This is a genomic window from Amycolatopsis jiangsuensis, assembly GCF_014204865.1.
GTDB classification, from domain to species: domain Bacteria; phylum Actinomycetota; class Actinomycetes; order Mycobacteriales; family Pseudonocardiaceae; genus Amycolatopsis; species Amycolatopsis jiangsuensis.
The window spans coordinates 7,608,353-7,628,630 of the sequence record NZ_JACHMG010000001.1 but is presented as its reverse complement, the minus strand read 5'-3'; the positions used below and the strand labels follow the sequence as shown (position 1 = coordinate 7,628,630).

Below are 20,278 nucleotides of genomic sequence, written 5' to 3'. Positions count from 1 at the left end.
GAGTACCGCTGTGTCCCTTCGTGTCTTCACCCTGCCCGGAAAACGATCGGCGGCCCTCGCGGCCGTCTCGGCGCTGTTGCTCACCGCCGGATTCGCCACCACGCCGGCGGCCGCCGCGGCACCGGAGCGAGGGGCGAGCGTGCCCTTCGTGGAACAGGAGGCGGAGAACGCCGCCACGAACGCCACCGTGCTCGGCCCGGACCGCACTGCCCGCACGCTCGCGGGCGAGGCATCCGGGCGGAAAGCGGTCACCTTGGCCGGGCCGGGGCAGTACGTGGAATTCACGCTGACTGTCGCAGCGAATTCTCTCGACGTCCGCTACAGCATTCCCGACAACGCCCAGGGCACCGGCACCGACGGAACCCTCTCCGTCCACATCGACGGCAAGGACGTTCGCGACCTCGATCTGACCTCGCGGTACGCCTGGTACTACGGCAGCTACCCGTTCACCAACGATCCGGCGCAGGGCAAGGGCCATCACTTCTACGACGAGACCCGCGCACTGTTCGACACCAGCTATCCGGTGGGCACGAAGATCCGGCTGCAGGTCGACGCCGGTGACGTGACTCCGGTGACCGTCGACCTGGCCGACTTCGAACAGGTCGCGCCGGCCGCGGAACAGCCGGCCGACGCCTTGGCGGTCACCGATTTCGGCGCGACCGCGGGCGATACGACCGACGACGCGAACGCCTTCGACGACGCGGTCGCCGCGGCCCGCGAACAAGGCAGGGAAGTCTGGATCCCCACCGGGACGTTCACCCTCGGCCACCACGTCACCGTCGACCAGGTCACCGTCCGCGGCGCCGGGCCGTGGTATTCGGTGCTGACCGGCCCGCGCGCGGGCATCTTCGGCAAGGGTGAGCCGGCGAGCTGCTCGACACCGACTTACCCGGGCAACGCCGCGGTTCCCGGCAGCAGCACCGGGGTGACGTTGTCCGGGTTCGCGATCATCGGGCAGGTCGACGCCCGGGTGGACTGCGATCAGGCCAACGGGATCGGCGGCGCGCTGGGCGGCGGCTCGGTCGTGGAAAACCTCTGGATCCAGCACACCAAGGTCGGGCTGTGGCTGGACGGGCCGTTCGACGGGCTGACCGTGCGCGGCAACCGGATCCTCGACCAGACCGCGGACGGGCTGAACCTGCACCAGGGCATCAGCGACGTGCTGGTGACGAACAACTTCCTGCGCAACACCGGCGACGACGGCCTGGCCATGTGGTCGGAGAAGGATGCCGACCACGACAACACTTTCTCGTTCAACACCGTGCTGTTGCCCATTCTGGCCAACAACATCGCGATCTACGGCGGGCGGGACAACACCGTCTCGGACAACGTGGTGGCCGACAACCAGGACCAGGGCGGCGGGCTGCACGTGGCCAACCGATTCACCGCGGTCCCGCTGGCCGGCACCACGACACTGGCGCGCAACACCGCGATCCGCACCGGCGTACTCGATTCGAACTGGCAGTTCGGGGTGGGCGCGCTGTGGTTCGACGGACGCGATTCGGCCATCACCGGCCGGATCGAGGTGACCGACACCGACTTGCTGGACAACAACTACGAGGCGATCCAGTTCATCGACGGCGCCACGAACGACGTGCACTTCGACGGCGTGCGGATCACCGGTGCCGGCACGTTCGCCTGGCAGCTGCAGTCCAAACCGAGCGGTTCGGTTTCCGGAGTGGTGGCCACCGGCGTGGGCCGCGCGGGGCTCTACAACTGCCTCGGCCCGGACGCGTTGAGCGGCCTCGCCGACGAAGGCGGCAACTCCGGCTGGACCAGCACCTACTGCGGCGAGTGGCCGGAGCCAGTCTACGCCGAGCAGACCCAACCCCGGAAAATCACGGAAAGGTGAGTGCGACGACGATGTTCCCCACCTCAGCACGACTGCGCATCAAGGCGGTCCTGGCCGCCGCGGCGCTGGCCTCGTCCGGAATGGCCGTGTTCGCGGCCGGTCCGGCCGTGGCGGCCGCGACCTGCCCACCCACCGCGTCCGGCGGCGCCGACACGCCCTTCCAGACCGTGGAAGCGGAATGCTCGGAAAGCACCGGCACCGCGGTCGGTCCTGACTACACACAGGCGACCGTCGCCTCCGAAGCCTCCGGCAGGCAGGCGGTGAAACTCGGCCAGGGACAGTCGGTGGAATTCACCCTGCCCGCAGCGGCGAACGCGGTCAACGTGCACTACAACCTGCCCGATGGCAGTTCGGGCCGGATCTCGGTGTACGTCGACGGAACCAAGCTCGCCGACGGCCTGGCGGTGACCTCGCAGTACACCTACACCGATACATCCTGGATCGCCGGAGCGAAGACGCACCACTTCTTCGACGATTCCCGCCTGATGTTCGGCAAGGACGCGGACCAGGGCGCGAAAGTGAAGCTGCAGCTGGATTCCGGCGACGTAGGCGAAGCGACCATCGACCTCGCCGATTTCGAACAGGTCGGCGCGCCGGGCGAACAGCCTTCGGGCTCCCTGTCCGTCACCGACTACGGTGCTACCGTAGACGATTCTTCGGACGACTCGCAGGCGTTCCGGGAAGCGCTGACGGACGGGCAGGCGCAGGGCAAAGAAGTATGGATTCCGGCCGGGCGGTTCGAGATCGGCACCGCGCTGCAGATCGACCGGACCACGCTGCGCGGCGCCGGGCAGTGGTACACGGTCTTGCATGGCAACAACATCTTCAACAACAACAGCGCGACCGGGAACATCGAACTCCGTGACTTCGCGGTGTTCGGCTCGGTCTCCGAACGCAACGACAGCAGTCCGGACAACGCTTTCCACGGCGTGCTGGGCGCGGACTCGGTGGTGTCCGGGTTGTGGATCCAGGACACCAAATGCGGGCTGTGGCTGATGAACGGTGCCTCGTCGAACCTGACGATCGAGAACAACCGCATCCTCGACACCCAGGCCGACGGCGTGAACTTCGACGGCGGAGTCACCCAGTCCAAGCTGCACAACAACTATCTGCGCAACAACGGTGACGACGCGCTGGCCCTGTGGTCCAACGGGCAGGCCGACGCGGGGAACACCATCTCGGCCAACACCGTGGTGCAGCCCAACCTGGCGAACGGGATCGCGCTCTACGGCGGTTCGGACAACACCGTGACCGGGAACCTGGTGCAGGACACCAACCCGCTCGGCGGTGGCTACCTGGTCGCGAACCGGTTCAACTCGGTTCCGCTGGCGGGCACGATCACGTTGTCCGGCAACACCGCGTTGCGGGCCGGCGCGCTCGATCCGAACTGGCAGTTCGGCGTGGGCGCGCTGTGGTTCGACGCGCGGGACCAGGCGATCAGCGGGGTGGACATCCAGGTCAGCGACTTCACCGCGACCGACAGCCCGTACGAGGCGATCCAGTTCATCGACGGAAACGGCGCCGGCAAGCAGATCAGCGGCATCACCATCGACGGGGTCACCGTCGAGGGCACCGGCACGTTCGTGGCGCAGTCGCAGACGCAGGGCACCGTGTCGATCAGCAACCTGACCGCCTCCGGGGTCGGCGTCACCGGCACCTACAACTGCTCGTACCCGTCCTCGACGCCGGAAATGACCTTCACCGGCTCCGGCAACACCGGCTGGACAGGCACTTGGAACGACTGCTCGACCTGGCCCGAACCGAACTCGGGACCGCCGCAGCCGCCGCAGGCGGGCACGAACGTCGCCCGCGGCAAGGTGACCACCGCCAGCGGATCGCAGGGTGGCTTCCCGCCGGCCAACGCCGTGGACGGCGATGCGAGTACCTACTGGGAAGGCACGGACAACGCGTTCCCGCAGTCGCTCACCGTCGACCTCGGCGAGACCTACTCGGTCGACAAGGTGACGCTGAAGCTGCCGCCGGCCGCGGAGTGGGCGGCGCGTAGCGAAACGCTGGCCGTCGAAGGCAGCACGGACGGTGCCGAGTGGTCGCCTCTCGTGGACTCGCGGGACTGGACCTTCGACCCGGCGACCGGGAACACGGCCTCGGCCGGCTTCACCGCCGCGGCACTGCGGTCCGTGCGCGTGACGGTCACCGGGAACACCGGCTGGCCGGCCGCGCAGCTGTCCGAGGTGGAGGTCGCTGTCGCCTGACCCGGCGTGCCCTGCCGTCACCCCGTATCCGGGTGACGGCAGGGCATCGGTCCATGTGGATCACGCTTTTGCAAGTGGTTGCGCTAAAATTGCGGGCATGACACGTCGACTTGCCGAAGTGGCTCGCCAGGTGGGGGTCAGCGAAGCCACGGTCAGCCGGGTCCTCAACGGCCGGCCGGGGGTGTCCGCGGCGACCCGCGCCACCGTGCTCACCGCACTGGACGTGATGGGATATGAACGGCCCACCCAGCTGCGTGGCGACCGGGCGCGGCTGGTCGGGCTGGTGCTGCCCGAACTGCAGAACCCGATCTTCCCCGCACTCGCCGAGATCATGGGCAACGCGCTGGCACAGCAGGGTTTCACGCCGGTGCTGTGCACCCGTACCGCGGGCGGGGTGTCCGAGGCCGAGTACGTGGAACTGCTGCTGCAGCAACAGGTTTCCGGGGTGGTGTTCGCCGGCGGGCTGTTCGCGCAGGCCGAGGCCGTGCACACGCACTACCACCACCTCGTGGAGCGCAAGCTGCCCACGGTGCTGATCAACGCCGCGGTGGATCACCTCGGCCTGCCCCAGGTGTCCTGCGACGACGCGGTGGCCGTGGAGCAGGCCGTGGGCCACCTCGCCTCGCTCGGGCACGAGCGGATCGGCCTCGTGCTGGGCCCGGCCGACCACGTGCCCTCCCGCCGCAAGCTCGCGGCGTTCCGGTCCTATGCGCGCCAGCAGGGCCTGCCGGTGCACGACGAGCTGGTGGAGCACGGGATGTTCTCCATCGAAGGCGGGCACGCGGCCGCCGCCCGGCTCTACCCGCGCGGCGCGACCGCGGTCGTGTGCGCGAGCGACCTGCTGGCGCTTGGCGCCGTCCGCGCGGCCCGCCGCCAGGGGCTTTCGGTGCCGGAGGACGTCTCGGTGGTCGGCTACGACGATTCGGCGCTGATGAACTGCACCGACCCGCCGCTGACCACCACCCGCCAGCCCATCGAGGCCATGGGCCGCGCGGTGGTGGAGATGCTGGTCAAGCGGATCAACGGCAGCGAAGTCGCGGCGGAGGAACTGCTGTTCGCCCCGGAACTGGTGGTCAGGGGCTCCACCGCACGTCACTGACCCGCTCCGCCCCCACCAGCTCACCCCCAGCAACTCAATCCCCAGCTCGTGAGGGGCTGCGCCGGTTCTCACCGCGTAGCCACTCACGAGCTTTGTCCCGCACGGATGCGGATCTGTTCGGAAGTTGCGGAAAGCTGTTTCCTTCTTGCGGTTGTTCGTCTCACACTTTAGAGTGACCGGCATCACGATCCTGTCGGCGCCACCGTGGAGAAGAGGCTTGAGATGAGCAGTTCCCGGGCATGGGGATCCGGACGTGCGTTGCGCACCGCGCTCGCGGTGGCCGGGGTGGGCACCCTGATCGCCGGGGCCGCGGCGTGCGGGAGCTCCGGCAGCGAGGCGAGCGGGGGCCGGGTGCAGATCACCGTGACCGGACAGCCGCCCTCGACGCAGCCGTTCGAGCGGAAGGTCTTCGACGCCGACGTGGCGGAGTTCGAGAAGACGCACCCGGACATCGACGTGGTACCGCACGAGGGCTTCATGGACCCGAAGACGTTCTCCGCCAAGCTCGCCGGCGGGCAGCTCGAGGACGTCTACTACGTCTACTTCACCGATCCGGCACAGATCATCGCCCGGCACCAGGCCGCGGACATCACCGAAGCGGTCAAGGCGGTGCCGCAGCTGGCCGACCTGCAGCCCCGGCTGCTCGACACCTTCCGCGGGGAGAACGGCAAGCTCTACGGCCTGCCGACGGCGAACTACACGATGGGCCTGGTCTACAACCGCGAACTCTTCCGCCGCGCCGGGCTCGATCCGGACCGGCCCCCGGCCACCTGGGACGAGGTCCGTGCGGACGCGAAGAAGATCGCCGCACTCGGCAACGGTGTCGTGGGCTACGCCGACTACAGCAAGAACAACCAGGGTGGCTGGCATCTGGCCGGCTGGGTCTACTCGATGGGCGGGGAGGTCGCGCGCAAGGACGGGGACAAGTGGGTCGCCGCCTTCGACGACGACAAGGGCCGCGCCGCGCTGCGTCAGCTGCACGCCATGCGCTTCGACGACGACTCGATGGGCAGCAAGCAGCTGCTGCAGGACGCCGACGTGCAGCGGATGATGGGCGCAGGACAGCTCGGCATGTACATGGCCGCGCCGGACAACGTGCCGGTGCTGGTCAAGCAGTTCGACGGCAAGTACGCCGACTACGGCATCGCCGGGATGCCGGGCGGGCAGGGCACGCTGCTCGGCGGTGAGGGGTACATGCTCAACCCGAAGGCCACCCCCGCGAAGATCAAGGCCGGCCTCACCTGGATCCAGTGGAAGTACCTGAACCCGGAGCGGTTCGAAAAGCACGTGAAGCAGTACGCCGACGGCGAGCAGCCGGTCGGCCTGCCCACCGAACCGACCCCGGACATCTGGCAAGGCGCGGTCCGCGACCGGCAGCTTGCGGTGAAGCAGAAGTACGCCAACGTACCCGCGGAGAACTATCAGTCCTATGTGGATACCGCGACCCGGATCCAGGGGCACGTCGAGCCGCCGAGCGCGCAGCAGATCTACGCCGCGCTGGACAGCGTGATGCAGGCGGTTCTGACCGACCGCAACGCGAACATCGACCAGCTGCTCTCCTCCGCCGCCTCGAAGGTCAACGGTGTCCTCGCCCAGGTCCGGTAGCGTGCTCGACTGGCCCGCTGTGTCCACAAGGGCCGGTCGGCGGACGCCGACGGAAGCGGAGCGCCGGCGCTCCCGGCTACGGCGCAAAATCCGGGACAACATCACCGCGTACGGGCTGCTGTGCGCCGCACTCGTGGTGTTCGCGATGTTCTCCTGGTACCCCATCGTGCGCGGGGTGCTGCTGAGTTTCCAGCAGGTCGACTTCGTGAACCCGCCGACCTGGGTGGGATTCGACAACTTCACCCGGCTGTTCGAGGATCCGCTGTTCGGCGTCGCGTGGCGCAACACCGTGTTGTTCACCGGTTTCGCGCTCGTGTTCGGCTTCCTGGTGCCGTTTCTCACCGCGGTGCTGCTCAACGAACTCCGCCACGCACGCGCGTTCTTCCGGCTCGCGGTGTACCTGCCGGTGATGCTGCCACCGGTGGTCACCGCCCTGCTGTGGAAGTGGTTCTACGACCCGGGTCCCGGCCTGTTCAACTCGGCGCTGCACGCACTCGGCCTGCCCGGCCCGCAGTGGCTGGACTCCAGCGGCACCGCGATGCTGTCGCTGGTTTTCGTGTCCACCTGGGCCAACATGGGCAGCACCACGCTGATCTACCTGGCCGCGCTGCAGACCATACCTGGTGAGCTGTACGAGGCCGCGGAGCTCGACGGTGCGGGCATGTGGCGGCGGCTGCGGCACGTGACGTTCCCGCAGACCCGGTTCGTCCTGCTGGTCCTGCTGCTGTTGCAGATCGTGGCGACCATGCAGGTGTTCACCGAGCCGTACGTGATGACCGGTGGTGGTCCGGACGACTCGACCGTGACCGTGCTCCTGCTGCTCTACCGCTACGCCTTCGTCTACAACGACTTCGGCTCGGCGAGCGCGATGAGCCTGCTGCTGTTCGTGGCGCTCGGCGTGTTCTCCGCGATGTACGTGCGGCTGACGAGGAGGGCGGACGCATGAGAACGCTCGTCTCCCCCGGCGCGCTGCGCAGCAGGCGCGGCAAGATCGTCTACGGCGTCGTCTTCACCTGCACCCTCGTGGTGTTCACGCTCGCCTTCCTGTTCCCGCTCTACTGGGCGGTGACCGGCGCGATGAAGAGCCCCGCCGAACTGGCCCGGACGCCGGCGACGCTCGTCCCGCGCGAATGGCATCCCGAATCCTTCGGCGCGGCGTGGGAGCAGCTGGACCTCGGCAAGTACTTCCTCAACACGGTGCTGGTCGCCGGAGGTGCCTGGCTGCTGCAGCTGGCGGTCGACGTGCCCGCCGCGTTCGCGTTGTCGAAGCTGCGACCCAAGTTCGGGAACGTGGTGCTGGGGCTGATGCTCGGCACGCTGATGCTGCCCGCCGCGGCGCTGCTGGTGCCGACCTACGTGACGGTGACCGATCTGCCGCTGCTGCACCTCAACCTGATCAACTCGCCGGCCGCGATCTGGCTGCCCGCGGCCGCCAACGCGTTCAACATCTACCTGCTCAAACGGTTCTTCGACCAGATCCCGGACGAGCTGGTGGAGGCCGCGCGACTGGACGGCGCCGGTCCGGTGCGGACGCTGTGGAAGATCATCCTGCCGATCTCGCGGCCGATTCTCGCGGTGGTCTCGATCCTGGCGATCGTGGCCGCGTGGAAGGACTTCATCTGGCCGCTGCTGGTGTTTCCTGACCCCGCCAAGCAGACGCTCAGTGTCATGCTGCAGCGAGTGGTCATCGATCTGCCGCTCAATCTGCTGGTGGCCGGCATGGTGCTGGCGAGCCTACCGTTGATCGTGCTGTTCCTCGTGTTCCAGCGGCAGATCCTGGCCGGCCTGAGTGCCGGTTCGGTCAAGGGCTGATCCGCACCATCCACAAAGGAGGAAGAACGCAGTGACCACTTCGGGGAATCCGGCCTGGTGGCGCGGTGCGTCGATCTACCAGGTCTACATCCGCAGTTTCGCCGACGGCGACGGGGACGGCGTCGGCGACCTCGCCGGCGTACGGTCCCGGCTCGGCCATCTCGCCGCGCTGGGCGTGGACGCGCTCTGGCTGACCCCGTGGTACCCGTCGCCGATGCACGACGGGGGCTACGACGTCGCCGACTTCCGGGCCATCGAACCGCTCTTCGGCAGCCTCGCCGACGCCGAGGGGCTGATCGCCGACGCGCACGAGCGCGGTATCCGGGTGCTCATCGACGTGGTGCCGAACCATGCCTCCGACGAGCACCGGTGGTTCCGCGCTGCACTGGCGGCCGAGCCGGGATCCCCGGAGCGGCACCGGTTCTGGTTCCGCCCCGGCCGCGGCCCGGAAGGTGCGCAGCCGCCGAACAACTGGCAGTCCCGCTTCGGCGGCCCGGCGTGGACCCGGGTGACCGAGGCGGACGGCACGCCCGGCGAGTGGTACCTGCACCTCTACAGCCCGCACCAGCCGGACTTCAACTGGGACAACGCCGACGTCCGCGCCGAGTTCGAGGACGTGCTGCGGTTCTGGTTCGACCGCGGCGTCGACGGGTTCCGCATCGACGTCGCGGACGGCCTGGTCAAGGACCCGGCGCTGCCGGACGTCGAGGCGGGCGACGAGACCCCGTTCTCCGGCCGCGAAGGACTGCACGACATCTACCGCGCGTGGCGCAAGATCGCGGATTCCTATCCGGGCGAGAAGGTGCTGGTCGGCGAACTGTGGCTGCCCGACCAATCGCACACCGCGAGCTACCTGCGCCACGACGAGCTGCACTCGGCCTTCAACTTCGACTTCCTCACCTGCCCGTGGGACGCCGGGCGGTTCCGCGAGGTCATCACCCACACGCTGAGCAGCCACGACGAGGTGGGCGCACCGGCGGCGTGGGTGCTGTCGAACCACGACGTGACCCGGCACGTGACCCGCTACGGCCGCGCCGGCGACACGGGTTTCGCCTTCGCCGACCGGTTGCACGGCACTCCCGTGGATCGCGCGCTGGGCACCCGGCGAGCGCGTGCGGCCGCCTTGCTGACGCTGTCGCTGCCCGGCTGCGTCTACCTGTACCAAGGAGAGGAACTGGGGCTGTGGGAGGTCGAGGACATCCCCGACGCCTTGCGACAGGACCCGGTTTTCGCTCGGACCCACGGGAAGGATCCCGGCCGCGACGGCTGCCGGATCCCGTTGCCGTGGTCGGGTTCGGCACCGCCGTTCGGCTTCGGCGCGGGCGAACCGTGGCTGCCACAGCCTGCCGAGTGGGCGGCGTACACCGCAGAAGCAGCCGCCGCGGACCCGTCTTCGATGCTCACGCTGTACCGCGAGGGTCTGCGCCTGCGCGCGAACCTGAACGGCGAGCTGTCCTGGCTTGAGCTGGGCCCGGAGGTGCTGGCCTTCCGCCGGGAGGCCGGATTCATCTTCGCCCTGAACTTCTCGGCGACGCCTGTTCCGCTGCCCGTCGGGGAGGTACTGCTGGCGAGCGGCCCGCTGGCGGACGGTGCGCTGCCCGCGGACACCGCGGTCTGGCTGAAACCCGCCGCTACGCCGTGAGCTTGAGGATGTCCACCCCGCGGGCGTTGTCGGCGACGTAGACGTAGCCGTCGTGCCAGTACGGCGCCCAGGAGGACGCGTCCGCGGGGCGGAACCAGGCGATCTGACGCGGGTTCGTCGGATCGCTCACGTCCAGGAAGCGGGTGCCCTGTGCGTAGAACGACTGCACCAGCACGTGCCCGCGCAGGTCGAAGTAGTGCGCCGAGCAGTCGTCCGACACCGGGTCGCTGCCTTCCTGGCCGGCGACTGTCCAGGTGCCGATGCTGCGCAGCCGGAACGGGTCTTCCGGACTCGAGCGCCAGCCCTCGCCGTGGTAGGAGCCGTCCAGCGCGGAAATGGTGAGCACGCCGTCGCCGGCGCAGCCGTCGAGGAAGCTTTCCTCGGTGGCGTACACCAGGTCGTGCCCACGCCAGGCACCGTCGGCGACCGGGCCGACCGGGTGGAAGCTGTTGTGCAGGAACTTCGACGGAGCCGCGGTCTCGTCCACGCCACCACCGGCGTACGGGACCGGGTCGAGCGCGCTCGCCCGCCGGATCCGGCCTTCCACCGGGTCCCGGTGCACGCCGCTGGTCCAGTAGCCCCGCACACCGCCCGCGCCGGACACCCACGCCACGCCCGCGGTGTCCACCTGCACGTCGTGCACGTAGTCGGTCTTGCCGTCGTTGCGGGCCAGGTCGATCGGGTCCGGGTGCACCTTCGGATGCCGCGGATCGCGCACGTCGGTGACCCAGATCGGCCGCCCGCCCCAGTCCGCGGGCTGGTCGTCGGCCTTCGCCGGACCGCCGGTCCACAGGAAGCGGCAGCCGTCCACGCAGCTGGTCGTGTGCCCGGCGGGGACCCGCACGTAGCTGAGGATCGCCGGCGCCTCCGGCTTCGACACGTCGACCACATAGACGCCCGACTCACCGGTGTGCGTGTTGCCCTCGAACGCACGCGGGTCCCGGGAGAGGAACACCAGCTTGCGCTGCGCGTCCACCTCGGTGTCCTCGGTCTCCCACAGCCCGGGCAGGCTCAGCTCGCCGATCGCGCGCGGCCGCGCCGGATCCCGCGTGAGGTCGTAGACCTTCAATCCGAACTCGCCGGACACGACCATCACGTCGCGCCTGCCGTAGCTGAGGAAGTTCGCCGAAATGGCCCCTTGCGCGTCGGGCAGGGCGCCGACCGTGCGCACGCCCTTGACCGAGCCGGGATCGCCGGCGCTGTGCTTCGCCGCGACCGCAGGCTTGTCGTCGCCGCAGGCCGCGGCGGGCAATCCGGTGGCGACGAGCGTCGCGGCCACGGTGACCAGAGCGAGAACGGACCGAACCCACAGGCGGCGCACGTGAACCTCCCAGAACCCCCAGTACGACGGAAGCACTGTAGGACGGTGATCAACCGGACACAACCCGCCATTGGTTCTTTTCCACCTGGTAGTAAGGCACCATGCGTTCGCGTCTGCTCGCCGTCCTCGCCGTCGCCGTGATCGCGCTCGGCGGCTGCTCCGCGCAGGAACCGGCCCGCCCGGGCGCGCTGGCGGTCGGGCTGGTGGAGCCGGGCACCCTGCTGCCCGCCGACGTCGACGACCCGGCGGGCCTGCTCGTCACCGGGGCGCTGTGGACCCCGCTCGCGGACTACGATCCGGTCTCCGGGCGGGTCACCCCGCGCGCGGCCGCGTCGATCACGAGCCCGGACCGGGTCACCTGGACGGTGAAACTCCGCGCGGGCGGGCGCTTCCACGACGGCAGCCCGGTCACCGCCAAGTCCTATGTGGACACCTGGCGGACGATCGCGGGCGAGCACTGGGCAGCCACCCCGGTGCTCACCGAGTCGCTGCGAGCCAAGGACATCAGCGCACCGGACGACGCCACGATCCGGATCACGCTGGACCGCCCGGCCAACCAGGTGCCGGCATGGCTGTCCGCGCCGGGGCTGGCGCCGCTGCCGGCTTCGGTGCTGGCGTCGGGCGATTGGACCGGTTTCGCCCGGCATCCGGTGGGCAACGGTCCGTTCCGGCTCGACGGCGACTGGCAGCCGGGCACCGGCGGGACGCTGCGGCGGGTGCCACCGTCCGCCGGCCACCCGGACGAGGTGGACCTACGCGTCGGCGATCCGGTGGAGCAGTACGACGCGGTGCGGGACGGGGACCTCGACCTCACCACCTCCGTGCCCGGCGAGCGGCACGACGCGATGCACGCCGATTTCACCGACCGGCACCTGATGTGGGCGCTGCCGCGAGCCGGCTACCTGGTGTTCCCCGCGAGCGCCACCCGGTTCGCCGACGCCACCGTGCGGCACTCGCTCGCCCTCGGCGCCGATCGCGGCGCGCTGGCGAACGGGCCGCTCGCGCACCAGGCCGATCCGGCCAAGGCGCTGCTGCCACCTTCGTCCGCGCCGGGCGAACGCACCGGCACGTGTCGGCCGTGCACCTTCGACCCGGCCGCCGCCCAGTCCCTGCTCGGCCAGGCCCGGTTCACCGGGCCGGTGCCGCTCTACTCCGACCTCGGCGGCGACGGCTGGACCCGCACTCTGGCGTCCGGGCTGGCCAGGACGCTGGGCGTCCCGGTGACCGCGAAGCAGCGGCCCTCCGCGGGTCCGGTCGACGGTCCGTCCACAGTGGAGCTGAAGCTCGTTTCGCCGAGCCCCGCGGACGTGCTCGGCGAACTGGCCGAGCTGGCCGGCTACTCCGATGCCGGGTTCACCGGCGATCTGGCCGCCGCCGAGGCCGCGGCGACCCCGCAGGAAGCCGGCCAGCTCTACCGCGTCGCGGAAAACCAGGCGCTGCGCGATCTCCCGGCGATTCCGCTGTGGACCGGACACGGCCACGCGGTGTGGGGACCCCGCGTCCACGACGTGCGGGCGACCCCGTTCGGCGGAGTCGACCTCGCGGAGCTGACCGGATAACCGGCTCGCGTGCAGGGCTCGGCCTTGTCTGCGAAGCGTCCGTCAGCCCCGGCCGATGAACGGCATCGTGGTCGCGGTGATGGTGAGGAACTGGACGTTCGCATCCAGCGGCAGCCCGGCCATGTAGAGCACCGCATCCGCGACGTGTCCGGAGTCGAAGGTCGGTTCCGCGGCCACCCGTCCGTCCGGTTGCGGGATACCGGCGGCCATCCGCTCGGTCATCTCGGTGGCCGCGTTGCCGATGTCGATCTGTCCACACGCGACGTTCCAGGCGCGGCCGTCGAGTGAGATGGACTTGGTGAGGCCGGTGACGGCGTGCTTGGTCGCGGTGTAGGCGACGCTCGCCGGCCGCGGGACGTGCGCCGAGATCGAGCCGTTGTTGATGATCCGCCCGCCCCGGGGATCCTGCTCGCGCATCAGCCGCACGGCCTGCTGCGCGCACAGGAACATCCCGGTGAGGTTGGTGTCCACGGTGCGCCGCCAGCCTTCCACCGAGAGGTCGGCCACCGTGCCGCCCACCGAAACACCGGCGTTGTTCACCAGCAGGTCCAGCCTGCCCCAGGCGGACCGGGACGCCGCGAAGAGTGCCGCCACGGACGCGGGGTCGGCGACATCGGTGGGCACGGCCAGCGCGTTCGCCTCGTCCCCGGCGGTTTCGGCCAGCGCTTCCGCGCGCCGTCCGGCCAGCGCGACGCGGTATCCGGCTCCGAGCAGGGCCCGGGCGATCCGGCGGCCGAGACCGGAGCCCGCCCCGGTGACGACGGCGGTCTTGTCGTGCACGAGTCCTCCCGGTGTCGGTGGCCCGCCACGCTGCCACATTCGCCGCCGGCACGGCACACTGGGCCGATGGGACCACGGGAAAAAGTGCTTGCCGGACTGGCCCGTCAGCTGGGCAAACCGAGCGGGCCGGCGGGACTTGCGGTCGCACGGCTGCTCAACCGCGCCAATCGCGGACCGGTGACCGGGGCGGTCGAGGCGGCGGCGGTCCGGCCCGGGGAAACCGCGCTGGACATCGGCTTCGGCGGCGGCCTCGGGCTGGACCTGCTGCTCCGCGCGACGGCGGGCGGAACGGTGCACGGTGCGGACATCTCCGCGACCGCGCTCGCCCGGGCCCGGCGCAAGTTCCCCGCCAATCTGGCCGCTGGGCGGCTGCGGCTGCACCAGGCCGGGATGGCCGCGCTGCCGCTGGACGACGGGCAGGTGCACGCGGCGCTGACCGTCAACACGGTGTACTTCGTGCCCGACCTGGCCGCGGCGTTCGCCGAGGTCGCGCGCGTGCTCGCGGCAGGCGGGCGGTTCGTGGTCGGCGTCGGCGACCCGGGTGCGATGGCGGCCGAGCCGTTCACCGGGCACGGCTTCCGCCTCCGCCCGGTCGCCGAACTGGAGGAAGCCCTCGCCACGGCCGGGCTGAAACCAGTCCGCCACGAACGGGTCGGCTCCAGCGGCCGCGCCTTTCACCTGCTGGTCAGCCGGCGCTGAACGACCCGGCACGCCGACGTGCCGCTGACCGTCCGAAGTGAACCGTTCCCACTTGCTCGCCGCACTGAAGATGCCCGGGTACGGGCCGGGTTCGCCGGATCCGCGCCCGGCCACCCGTGGCGGTCAGGAGAATCCAAGGAGGTTTCGGCCGCCGGACCACCGACCGAAAGCGGGATCGCGCCGCCGCCCACCTCGTGGAACTCCCGCTGCCGGGGTCAGAAGTTGATCATGTGCCCGGCCAGGCCGTGGACGGCCTCCTTCACCGCTTCGCCCAGGGTCGGGTGGGCGTGCACGTTGCGGGAGACCTCGTGCACGGTCAGGTCCCACTGCTGGGCCAGGGTCAGCTCCGGCAGCAGTTCGGTCACGTCCGGGCCGATCAGGTGCGCGCCCAGCAGCTCGCCGTACTTCGCGTCGCTCAGGATCTTCACGAAACCGTTCGCGTCGCCGAGGCCGTGCGCCTTTCCGTTGGCGGTGAACGGGAACTTGGCCACCATGACCTCGTAACCCTGGTCCCGCGCCTGCTGCTCGGTCCAGCCGAAGCTGGCGATCTGCGGCTGACAGTAGGTCGCGCGCGGGATCATCACGAAGTCCAGCTCCATGGTTTCCGCGCCCGCGATGGTCTCGGCGGCCACCACCCCCATCGATTCCGAGGCGTGCGCGAGCATCAGCTTCGCCGTCACGTCGCCGATCGCGAAGATGTGCGGCACGTTCGTGCGGCCGCGGCCGTCCACCGCGATCGCGCCGCGTTCGGTGAGCGCGACGCCGGTGTTCTCCAGGCCGTAACCCGCCACATTGGGCTGGAATCCGATGGCCTGCAGCACCCGGTCGGCCTGCAGCACCTGCTGCTCGCCGTCCTTCGACACGGTGACCGCGACCTGTGCGCCCGAGTCGTCGATCGCCTCGACCCGCGTGCCGGTGAGCACCTTGACGCCGAGCTTGCGGTAGCGCTTGGCCAGCTCGGCGGAGACCTCGGCGTCCTCCAGCGGGACCATCCGGTCGAGGAATTCGACGATGGTGACGTCCACGCCGTAGTTGCGCAGCACGTACGCGAACTCGACGCCGATCGCACCGGCGCCGGCGATCACGATGCTGGCGGGCACCTCGCTCTCGAGGACCTGCTGCTCGTAGGTGACCACGCGGTCGCTGCGCCGGGTGCCGGGCAGCAGCCGCGCGGTGGCGCCGGTCGCGATCACGCAGTGGCCGAAAGTGAGCCGCTCGCCGCCGACCTCGAGCGTGTGGTCGTCGACGAAGGTGCCGTGCCCCTGGTACTCGGTGATCTTGTTCTTCTTCATCAGGAAGTGCACGCCCTTGACGCGCCCGTCGGCGACCTTGCGACTGCGCTCGTAGGCCGAGGTGTAGTCGAACCGGATCTCGCCGTCGGCGGAAATACCGTAGGTGGCGGCCTCCTCCCGGACGGTGTGCGCCAGCTCGGCGTTGCGCAGCAGCGCCTTCGAGGGAATGCACCCGACGTTGAGGCACACCCCGCCCCAGTACTTCTCCTCCACCACGGCCGCGCTCAGCCCGAGCTGGGACGCCCGGATCGCCGCCACGTACCCACCGACCCCGGCCCCCAGGACCACCACGTCATAGTGTGCGCTCATGGCTTCGAAGCTACCCGTTCAGACCAGCGGGAGCCCGGACGGCGGCTGCTCACCGCGAATCTCGCCCAGCAGCGCGGTCACCGCGGTCATGATGCGGGCGGTCGCCTCGGTCAGCTCGTCCCGGGTCGGCTCGCGGCCGGCCAGATCGGACAGGTCCACCGGCGGACCGGCGAGCAGCCGCACGGTGCGGCGCGGGATGCCGCGCGGGAACCAGGCTCCGGCGGGCAGCAGTTCGTGCGTGCCCCAGTTCGCGACCGGCACCACCGGCACCCCGGTCTCCAGCGCGATCCTCGCGGCGCCGGTCTTGCCCTTCATCGGCCACTGCGCCGGGTCGTCCGAGAACGTGGACTCGGGGAAGACCGCCACGCATTCGCCCTCGCGGACCGCGGCCACCGCGTCGCGGTAGGCGCCGGACGCGGTCGGCGCTCCGCGGTACACCGGGATGTGCCGGCCCGAACGCATCACCGAACCGATCAGCGGGACCCGCCACAGGCTCGCCTTGGCCAGATAGCGCGGCACCCGGCCCGCGCCGAGGCAGAAAGCGGTGAGCGTGGCCGGATCGGCGAAGGACAGGTGGTTCGACACCACCAGGACACCCCCGGACTCCGGGATGTGCCGTGCGCCGCACACCCGGAACCGGCTGAGGAGGGTGAGCAGCTGCCACACCACCTCGATCGCGACGTGGTACCAGGCGCCGCGGCCACGACGGGCGAACCGCCTGCCGTAGGCCTGCATCCGGCCGAAGCCGAGCAACTCCCCTTCGAGCGGGGTCCAGCGGTCCCGGGTGCGCAGCAGTGCCATGACCGTCATTCGTAGCGGACCCGTCCGCGGTTCGGTGCATCCCGGCACCTTGACGCGGTACGGATCACACCCGGACCCGCCATCCTGAGCGCGGTCAGCAGGAGGCGAACCGGTCGGTGGCGCCGATCAGCTCGTGCAGGGTGCCCGGTTCGTCGAAGGCGTGCCCGGCGTCGGCGATCATGTGCAGCTCCGCGCCGGGCAGGACCTGGGTCAGTTCCCAGGCCGTGGTGGCCGGGGTGACCACGTCGTAGCGGCCCTGGACGAGCACGCACGGGATGCCCGCCAGCGCCGGGGCCTCGCGGATCAGCTGGTCCTCGGCGAACCAGCCGCCGTGCCGGAAGTAGTGGTTCTCGATCCGGGCGATGGCCAGCGCGAACTCGGGTTCGGCGAACGCGGCGACCACCTCCGCCCGCGGGGTGAACTTCACCGTCTCCCCCTCCCAGCGGCTCCACGCCTGCGCGGCGGGACCGTGCACGTCGGGATCGGGATGGTGCAGCAGCTCGTGGTAGACCTCGACGAGGTCCTCGCCGCGGCGCACGTAGGGCACCGGGGCCAGGAACCGCGACCAGGCCTCCGGGAACAAGCAGGCCGCGCCCCCGCCGTAGAGCCACTGGATCTCCTTGCGCCGCAACGTCGCCACGCCCCGCAGCACGAGTTCACTCACCCGCTCCGGATGCGTTTCGGCGTAGGCGAGGGCGAGCACGCTGCCCCACGAACCGCCGAAGAGCTGCCAGCGCGCCACGCCGCGGTCCTCGCGCAGCAGCTCCAGGTCGGCCACCAGGTGCCAGGTGGTGTTCACCGACAGGTCGGCCTCCGGCGTGCTGCAGTGCGGGGTGCTGCGCCCGCAGCCGCGCTGGTCGAACAGCACGATCCGGTACCGCTTCGGATCGAACAGCTGCCGGTACCGCGGCACGGTCCCGCCGCCCGGGCCGCCGTGCAGGAACACCACCGGTTTGCCGGCCGGATTGCCGGATTCCTCCCAATACAGCGCGTTACCGTCACCGACCGGCAGCATCCCGTGGTCATAGGGTTCGATTTCCGGGTACAGACCGCGCATACCTGCCACTATGCCCGACCCGCGAATGCGGTTGGTTACCCTTCCCACGTGGCCAAGGTGCTGGTGGTGGAGGACGACGCGACGATCGGCACCGTCCTCGAATCCGCTCTGCGTGCGCACGGTCACGAAGTGCGCTGGTGCCGTGAAGGCCGCGCTGCCCTGCGGGCCGGGCCGGCCGACCTCGTGCTGCTGGACCTGGGGCTGCCCGACGTCGACGGCGTGGAGGTGTGCCGACGGCTGCGCGCGTCGATGCCGGCCGCCGTCCTGGTCATCCTCACCGCGCGGGCCGACGAGATGGACGTGGTCGTCGGGCTCGAATCCGGCGCTGACGACTACCTGACGAAGCCCATCCGGCTGGCCGAGCTCCTCGCGCGGGTCCGGGCGCACCTGCGCCGCGGCGCCCCGGCGCCACCGTCCGCGCCGGTCATCACCATCGGCGCGCTCGAAGTGGACACGGCCGGCAGGCGCGTCGCCCTCGGCGGCCGCGAAGTGGCGTTGCGGGCGCGGGAGTTCGACCTGCTCGCCCGCCTCGCCGGGCAGGCAGGCGTGGCGGTCAGCCGGGACACGCTGATGGCCGAGGTGTGGGACACGCACTGGCACGGGTCGACCAAGACGCTCGACGTGCACATCGCCGCGGTACGGCGCAAGCTCGCCGCGGCGGCCGGGGCGCCCGGTGACGTACCGCGGATCGAGACCCTGCGCGGGCACGGCTACCGGCTCGAGGAGGCCTGAGCGGGTGCGGCGCCGGATCGTGACGATCACCGTGGTGGTCGCGGTGCTGGCGACGGCTCTGTTCGGCTTGCCGCTGGCGGTCGGAGTGCTCTGGTACTTCCGCACGCACACCACGTCCGAGCTGGAACGCGCGGCCGACGGCGCCGCTGTCGTGGTGTCCGACGCGCTCTCCGCCGACCGGGTCCCGCGCCTGCCCGCGGACGACGAGCTGCCGGGCGGAGCCGAGGTCGGGGTGTACGACGCGACCGGGAACCTCGTCGCCGGGCAGGGTCCGGCACGGGCCGACGAAGTGGTGCGCACCGTCGCGAGCACCCGCCGCGACATGGCCGACGGCGCGGTCGGAGCCGACGACGTGCTCGCGGTTCCGGTGCTGACCGGCGCCCGGCTCACCGGCGTCGTGCGGGCCGCGGTCCCGCAGTCCGAGATGACCCGCGAGGTCGGCCTGATCTGGCTGGCGATGGCGGGCTGCGCGGTGGCCGCGGTCGGCGCGGGCTGGCTGGTCGCGCGCAGGCTGGCGGGCAGGCTCACCCGTCCGCTGGAGGAGCTGGCTTCGGCCGCGACCCGGCTGGGAGACGGCGATTTCACCGCACGTGCCCCGGAATCCGCGGTCGCGGAGATCGATCGTGTCGGCGCGGCCTTCGACGTGACCGCGGAACGGATCGGTGAAACTCTGGCGCGCGAACGCGCGTTTTCCGCGGAGGCCTCGCACCAGCTGCGTACCCCGCTGGCCGGGCTCCGCCTGCAGCTGGAAGCCGCGCTCGAGACGCCGGGCATGGACCCCTACGCCGCGGTACGCGCGGGGATCGCCTCGACCGACCGGCTGGAGCGGACCGTCGAGGACCTGCTCGCGCTGTCCAGGGAACGGCGCACCACCCGTGCCGTGCTGGATCTCGACGCTCTGCTGGCCGAACTGCGCTCCACCACACTGCCCGGCGGGCGGGAGCTGCGGATCGAGCTGCACGATCCGCCCACGATCCGGGCGTCCGCGGCCGCCGTGCGGCAGATCCTGGCCGTGCTGCTGGACAACACGATCAACCACGGCCACGGCACGGTCACCGTACTGGCCCGCGACGCCGGCGAGGTGCTCGCGCTGGACATCTCCGACGAGGGACCCGACCTGGGCGCGCGGGACCCGTTCGCCCAGCCTGCCGACGCCGCGGGCGGGCACGGCATCGGCCTGCGCCTGGCCCGCAGCCTCGCCGAGGCCGAAGGCGGGCGGCTGCGGCTGACCCGGCCGGACCCGCCGACGTTCACCCTGCTGCTCCCGGCCGGAGAAGACCGGACCGTGCCGGACCGCGTCACCGGGTGCGACCCATCGCCCTCGATCACGAAAGCACTTGAACACCGAACACCCGCACGCCGGACACCAGCACACCGAACACCAGGCTGCTGAACGCCAGGACGCCGAACATCAGGACAATGAATATCAAGACAACGAACACCAGCACATCGCCAGTTCGCGCAATGATCTTCGGTTTTCGGCGCATCTTTCGATCGATACTGTG

The 20,278-nt window shown here is 70.5% G+C and carries 16 protein-coding genes; 11 read left to right on the top strand and 5 right to left on the bottom strand.

Annotated features, from left to right (window positions below; genetic code table 11):
• Window positions 1-10 precede the first annotated feature (10 nt).
• The 7 genes from BJY18_RS34195 to BJY18_RS34165 all read left to right on the top strand — a co-directional run bounded on the left by BJY18_RS34195 (window position 11) and on the right by BJY18_RS34165 (window position 10,223).
• Entirely contained in the window at window positions 11-1,852 is a 1,842-nt protein-coding gene (locus BJY18_RS34195) for a glycosyl hydrolase family 28-related protein (RefSeq protein WP_312874060.1), read from the top strand.
• Window positions 1,853-1,863: 11 nt separating this feature from the next.
• Window positions 1,864-4,065 (top strand): discoidin domain-containing protein, encoded by a 2,202-nt coding sequence (locus tag BJY18_RS34190; protein ID WP_184783970.1) that lies wholly within the window; start codon window positions 1,864-1,866, stop codon window positions 4,063-4,065.
• Window positions 4,066-4,162: 97 nt separating this feature from the next.
• Window positions 4,163-5,164 (top strand): LacI family DNA-binding transcriptional regulator, encoded by a 1,002-nt coding sequence (locus BJY18_RS34185; protein WP_184783969.1) that lies wholly within the window; start codon window positions 4,163-4,165, stop codon window positions 5,162-5,164.
• Between the two features lie 222 nt (window positions 5,165-5,386).
• Entirely contained in the window at window positions 5,387-6,769 is a 1,383-nt protein-coding gene (locus tag BJY18_RS34180) for an ABC transporter substrate-binding protein (RefSeq protein ID WP_184783968.1), read from the top strand.
• On the top strand, window positions 6,747-7,715 hold the full coding sequence (locus tag BJY18_RS34175; protein WP_184783967.1) for a carbohydrate ABC transporter permease: 969 nt from the start codon (window positions 6,747-6,749) through the stop codon (window positions 7,713-7,715). Before BJY18_RS34180 ends, BJY18_RS34175 begins: the two co-directional genes overlap by 23 nt.
• Window positions 7,712-8,581 (top strand): carbohydrate ABC transporter permease, encoded by an 870-nt coding sequence (locus tag BJY18_RS34170; RefSeq protein ID WP_184783966.1) that lies wholly within the window; start codon window positions 7,712-7,714, stop codon window positions 8,579-8,581. Before BJY18_RS34175 ends, BJY18_RS34170 begins: the two co-directional genes overlap by 4 nt.
• A 31-nt stretch (window positions 8,582-8,612) precedes the next feature.
• On the top strand, window positions 8,613-10,223 hold the full coding sequence (locus BJY18_RS34165) for a glycoside hydrolase family 13 protein (RefSeq protein ID WP_184783965.1): 1,611 nt from the start codon (window positions 8,613-8,615) through the stop codon (window positions 10,221-10,223).
• Here BJY18_RS34165 and BJY18_RS34160 read toward each other — a convergent pair.
• The gene (locus BJY18_RS34160; protein ID WP_184783964.1) at window positions 10,213-11,544 is read right to left on the bottom strand and encodes an LVIVD repeat-containing protein; all 1,332 of its coding nucleotides are present in this window, start codon (window positions 11,542-11,544) and stop codon (window positions 10,213-10,215) included. The genes BJY18_RS34165 and BJY18_RS34160 overlap by 11 nt on opposite strands.
• Window positions 11,545-11,645: 101 nt before the next feature.
• Here BJY18_RS34160 and BJY18_RS34155 point away from each other — a divergent pair, with 101 nt between their 5' ends.
• Window positions 11,646-13,103 carry a peptide ABC transporter substrate-binding protein gene (locus tag BJY18_RS34155; protein ID WP_184783963.1) on the top strand — a complete coding sequence of 486 codons (1,458 nt, stop codon included), beginning with the start codon at window positions 11,646-11,648 and terminating at the stop codon, window positions 13,101-13,103.
• A gap of 42 nt (window positions 13,104-13,145) precedes the next feature.
• Here the strand turns inward: BJY18_RS34155 and BJY18_RS34150 are convergent, their stop codons facing one another.
• Window positions 13,146-13,922 carry an SDR family oxidoreductase gene (locus tag BJY18_RS34150; RefSeq protein ID WP_184783962.1) on the bottom strand — a complete coding sequence of 259 codons (777 nt, stop codon included), beginning with the start codon at window positions 13,920-13,922 and terminating at the stop codon, window positions 13,146-13,148.
• Window positions 13,923-13,949: 27 nt separating this feature from the next.
• Between BJY18_RS34150 and BJY18_RS34145 the strand changes: the two genes are divergently transcribed.
• Window positions 13,950-14,582, top strand: coding sequence for a class I SAM-dependent methyltransferase (locus tag BJY18_RS34145; RefSeq protein WP_184783961.1), 633 nt, complete (start codon window positions 13,950-13,952; stop codon window positions 14,580-14,582).
• Between the two features lie 215 nt (window positions 14,583-14,797).
• Here the strand turns inward: BJY18_RS34145 and lpdA are convergent, their stop codons facing one another.
• The 3 genes from lpdA to pip form a co-directional block, all read right to left on the bottom strand.
• Window positions 14,798-16,183, bottom strand: coding sequence for a dihydrolipoyl dehydrogenase (lpdA, locus tag BJY18_RS34140; protein ID WP_184783960.1), 1,386 nt, complete (start codon window positions 16,181-16,183; stop codon window positions 14,798-14,800).
• An 18-nt stretch (window positions 16,184-16,201) separates the two neighbouring features.
• The gene (locus tag BJY18_RS34135) at window positions 16,202-16,993 is read right to left on the bottom strand and encodes a lysophospholipid acyltransferase family protein (protein ID WP_184783959.1); all 792 of its coding nucleotides are present in this window, start codon (window positions 16,991-16,993) and stop codon (window positions 16,202-16,204) included.
• A gap of 85 nt (window positions 16,994-17,078) precedes the next feature.
• Window positions 17,079-18,041 (bottom strand): prolyl aminopeptidase, encoded by a 963-nt coding sequence (pip, locus tag BJY18_RS34130; RefSeq protein WP_184783958.1) that lies wholly within the window; start codon window positions 18,039-18,041, stop codon window positions 17,079-17,081.
• Window positions 18,042-18,089: 48 nt separating this feature from the next.
• Between pip and BJY18_RS34125 the strand changes: the two genes are divergently transcribed.
• Together BJY18_RS34125 and BJY18_RS34120 are read left to right on the top strand one after the other, a co-directional pair.
• Window positions 18,090-18,773, top strand: a complete 684-nt coding sequence (locus BJY18_RS34125) for a response regulator transcription factor (protein ID WP_184783957.1) — start codon at window positions 18,090-18,092, stop codon at window positions 18,771-18,773.
• A 4-nt stretch (window positions 18,774-18,777) separates the two neighbouring features.
• Window positions 18,778-20,166 (top strand): sensor histidine kinase, encoded by a 1,389-nt coding sequence (locus BJY18_RS34120; RefSeq protein ID WP_184783956.1) that lies wholly within the window; start codon window positions 18,778-18,780, stop codon window positions 20,164-20,166.
• Window positions 20,167-20,278 lie beyond the last annotated feature (112 nt).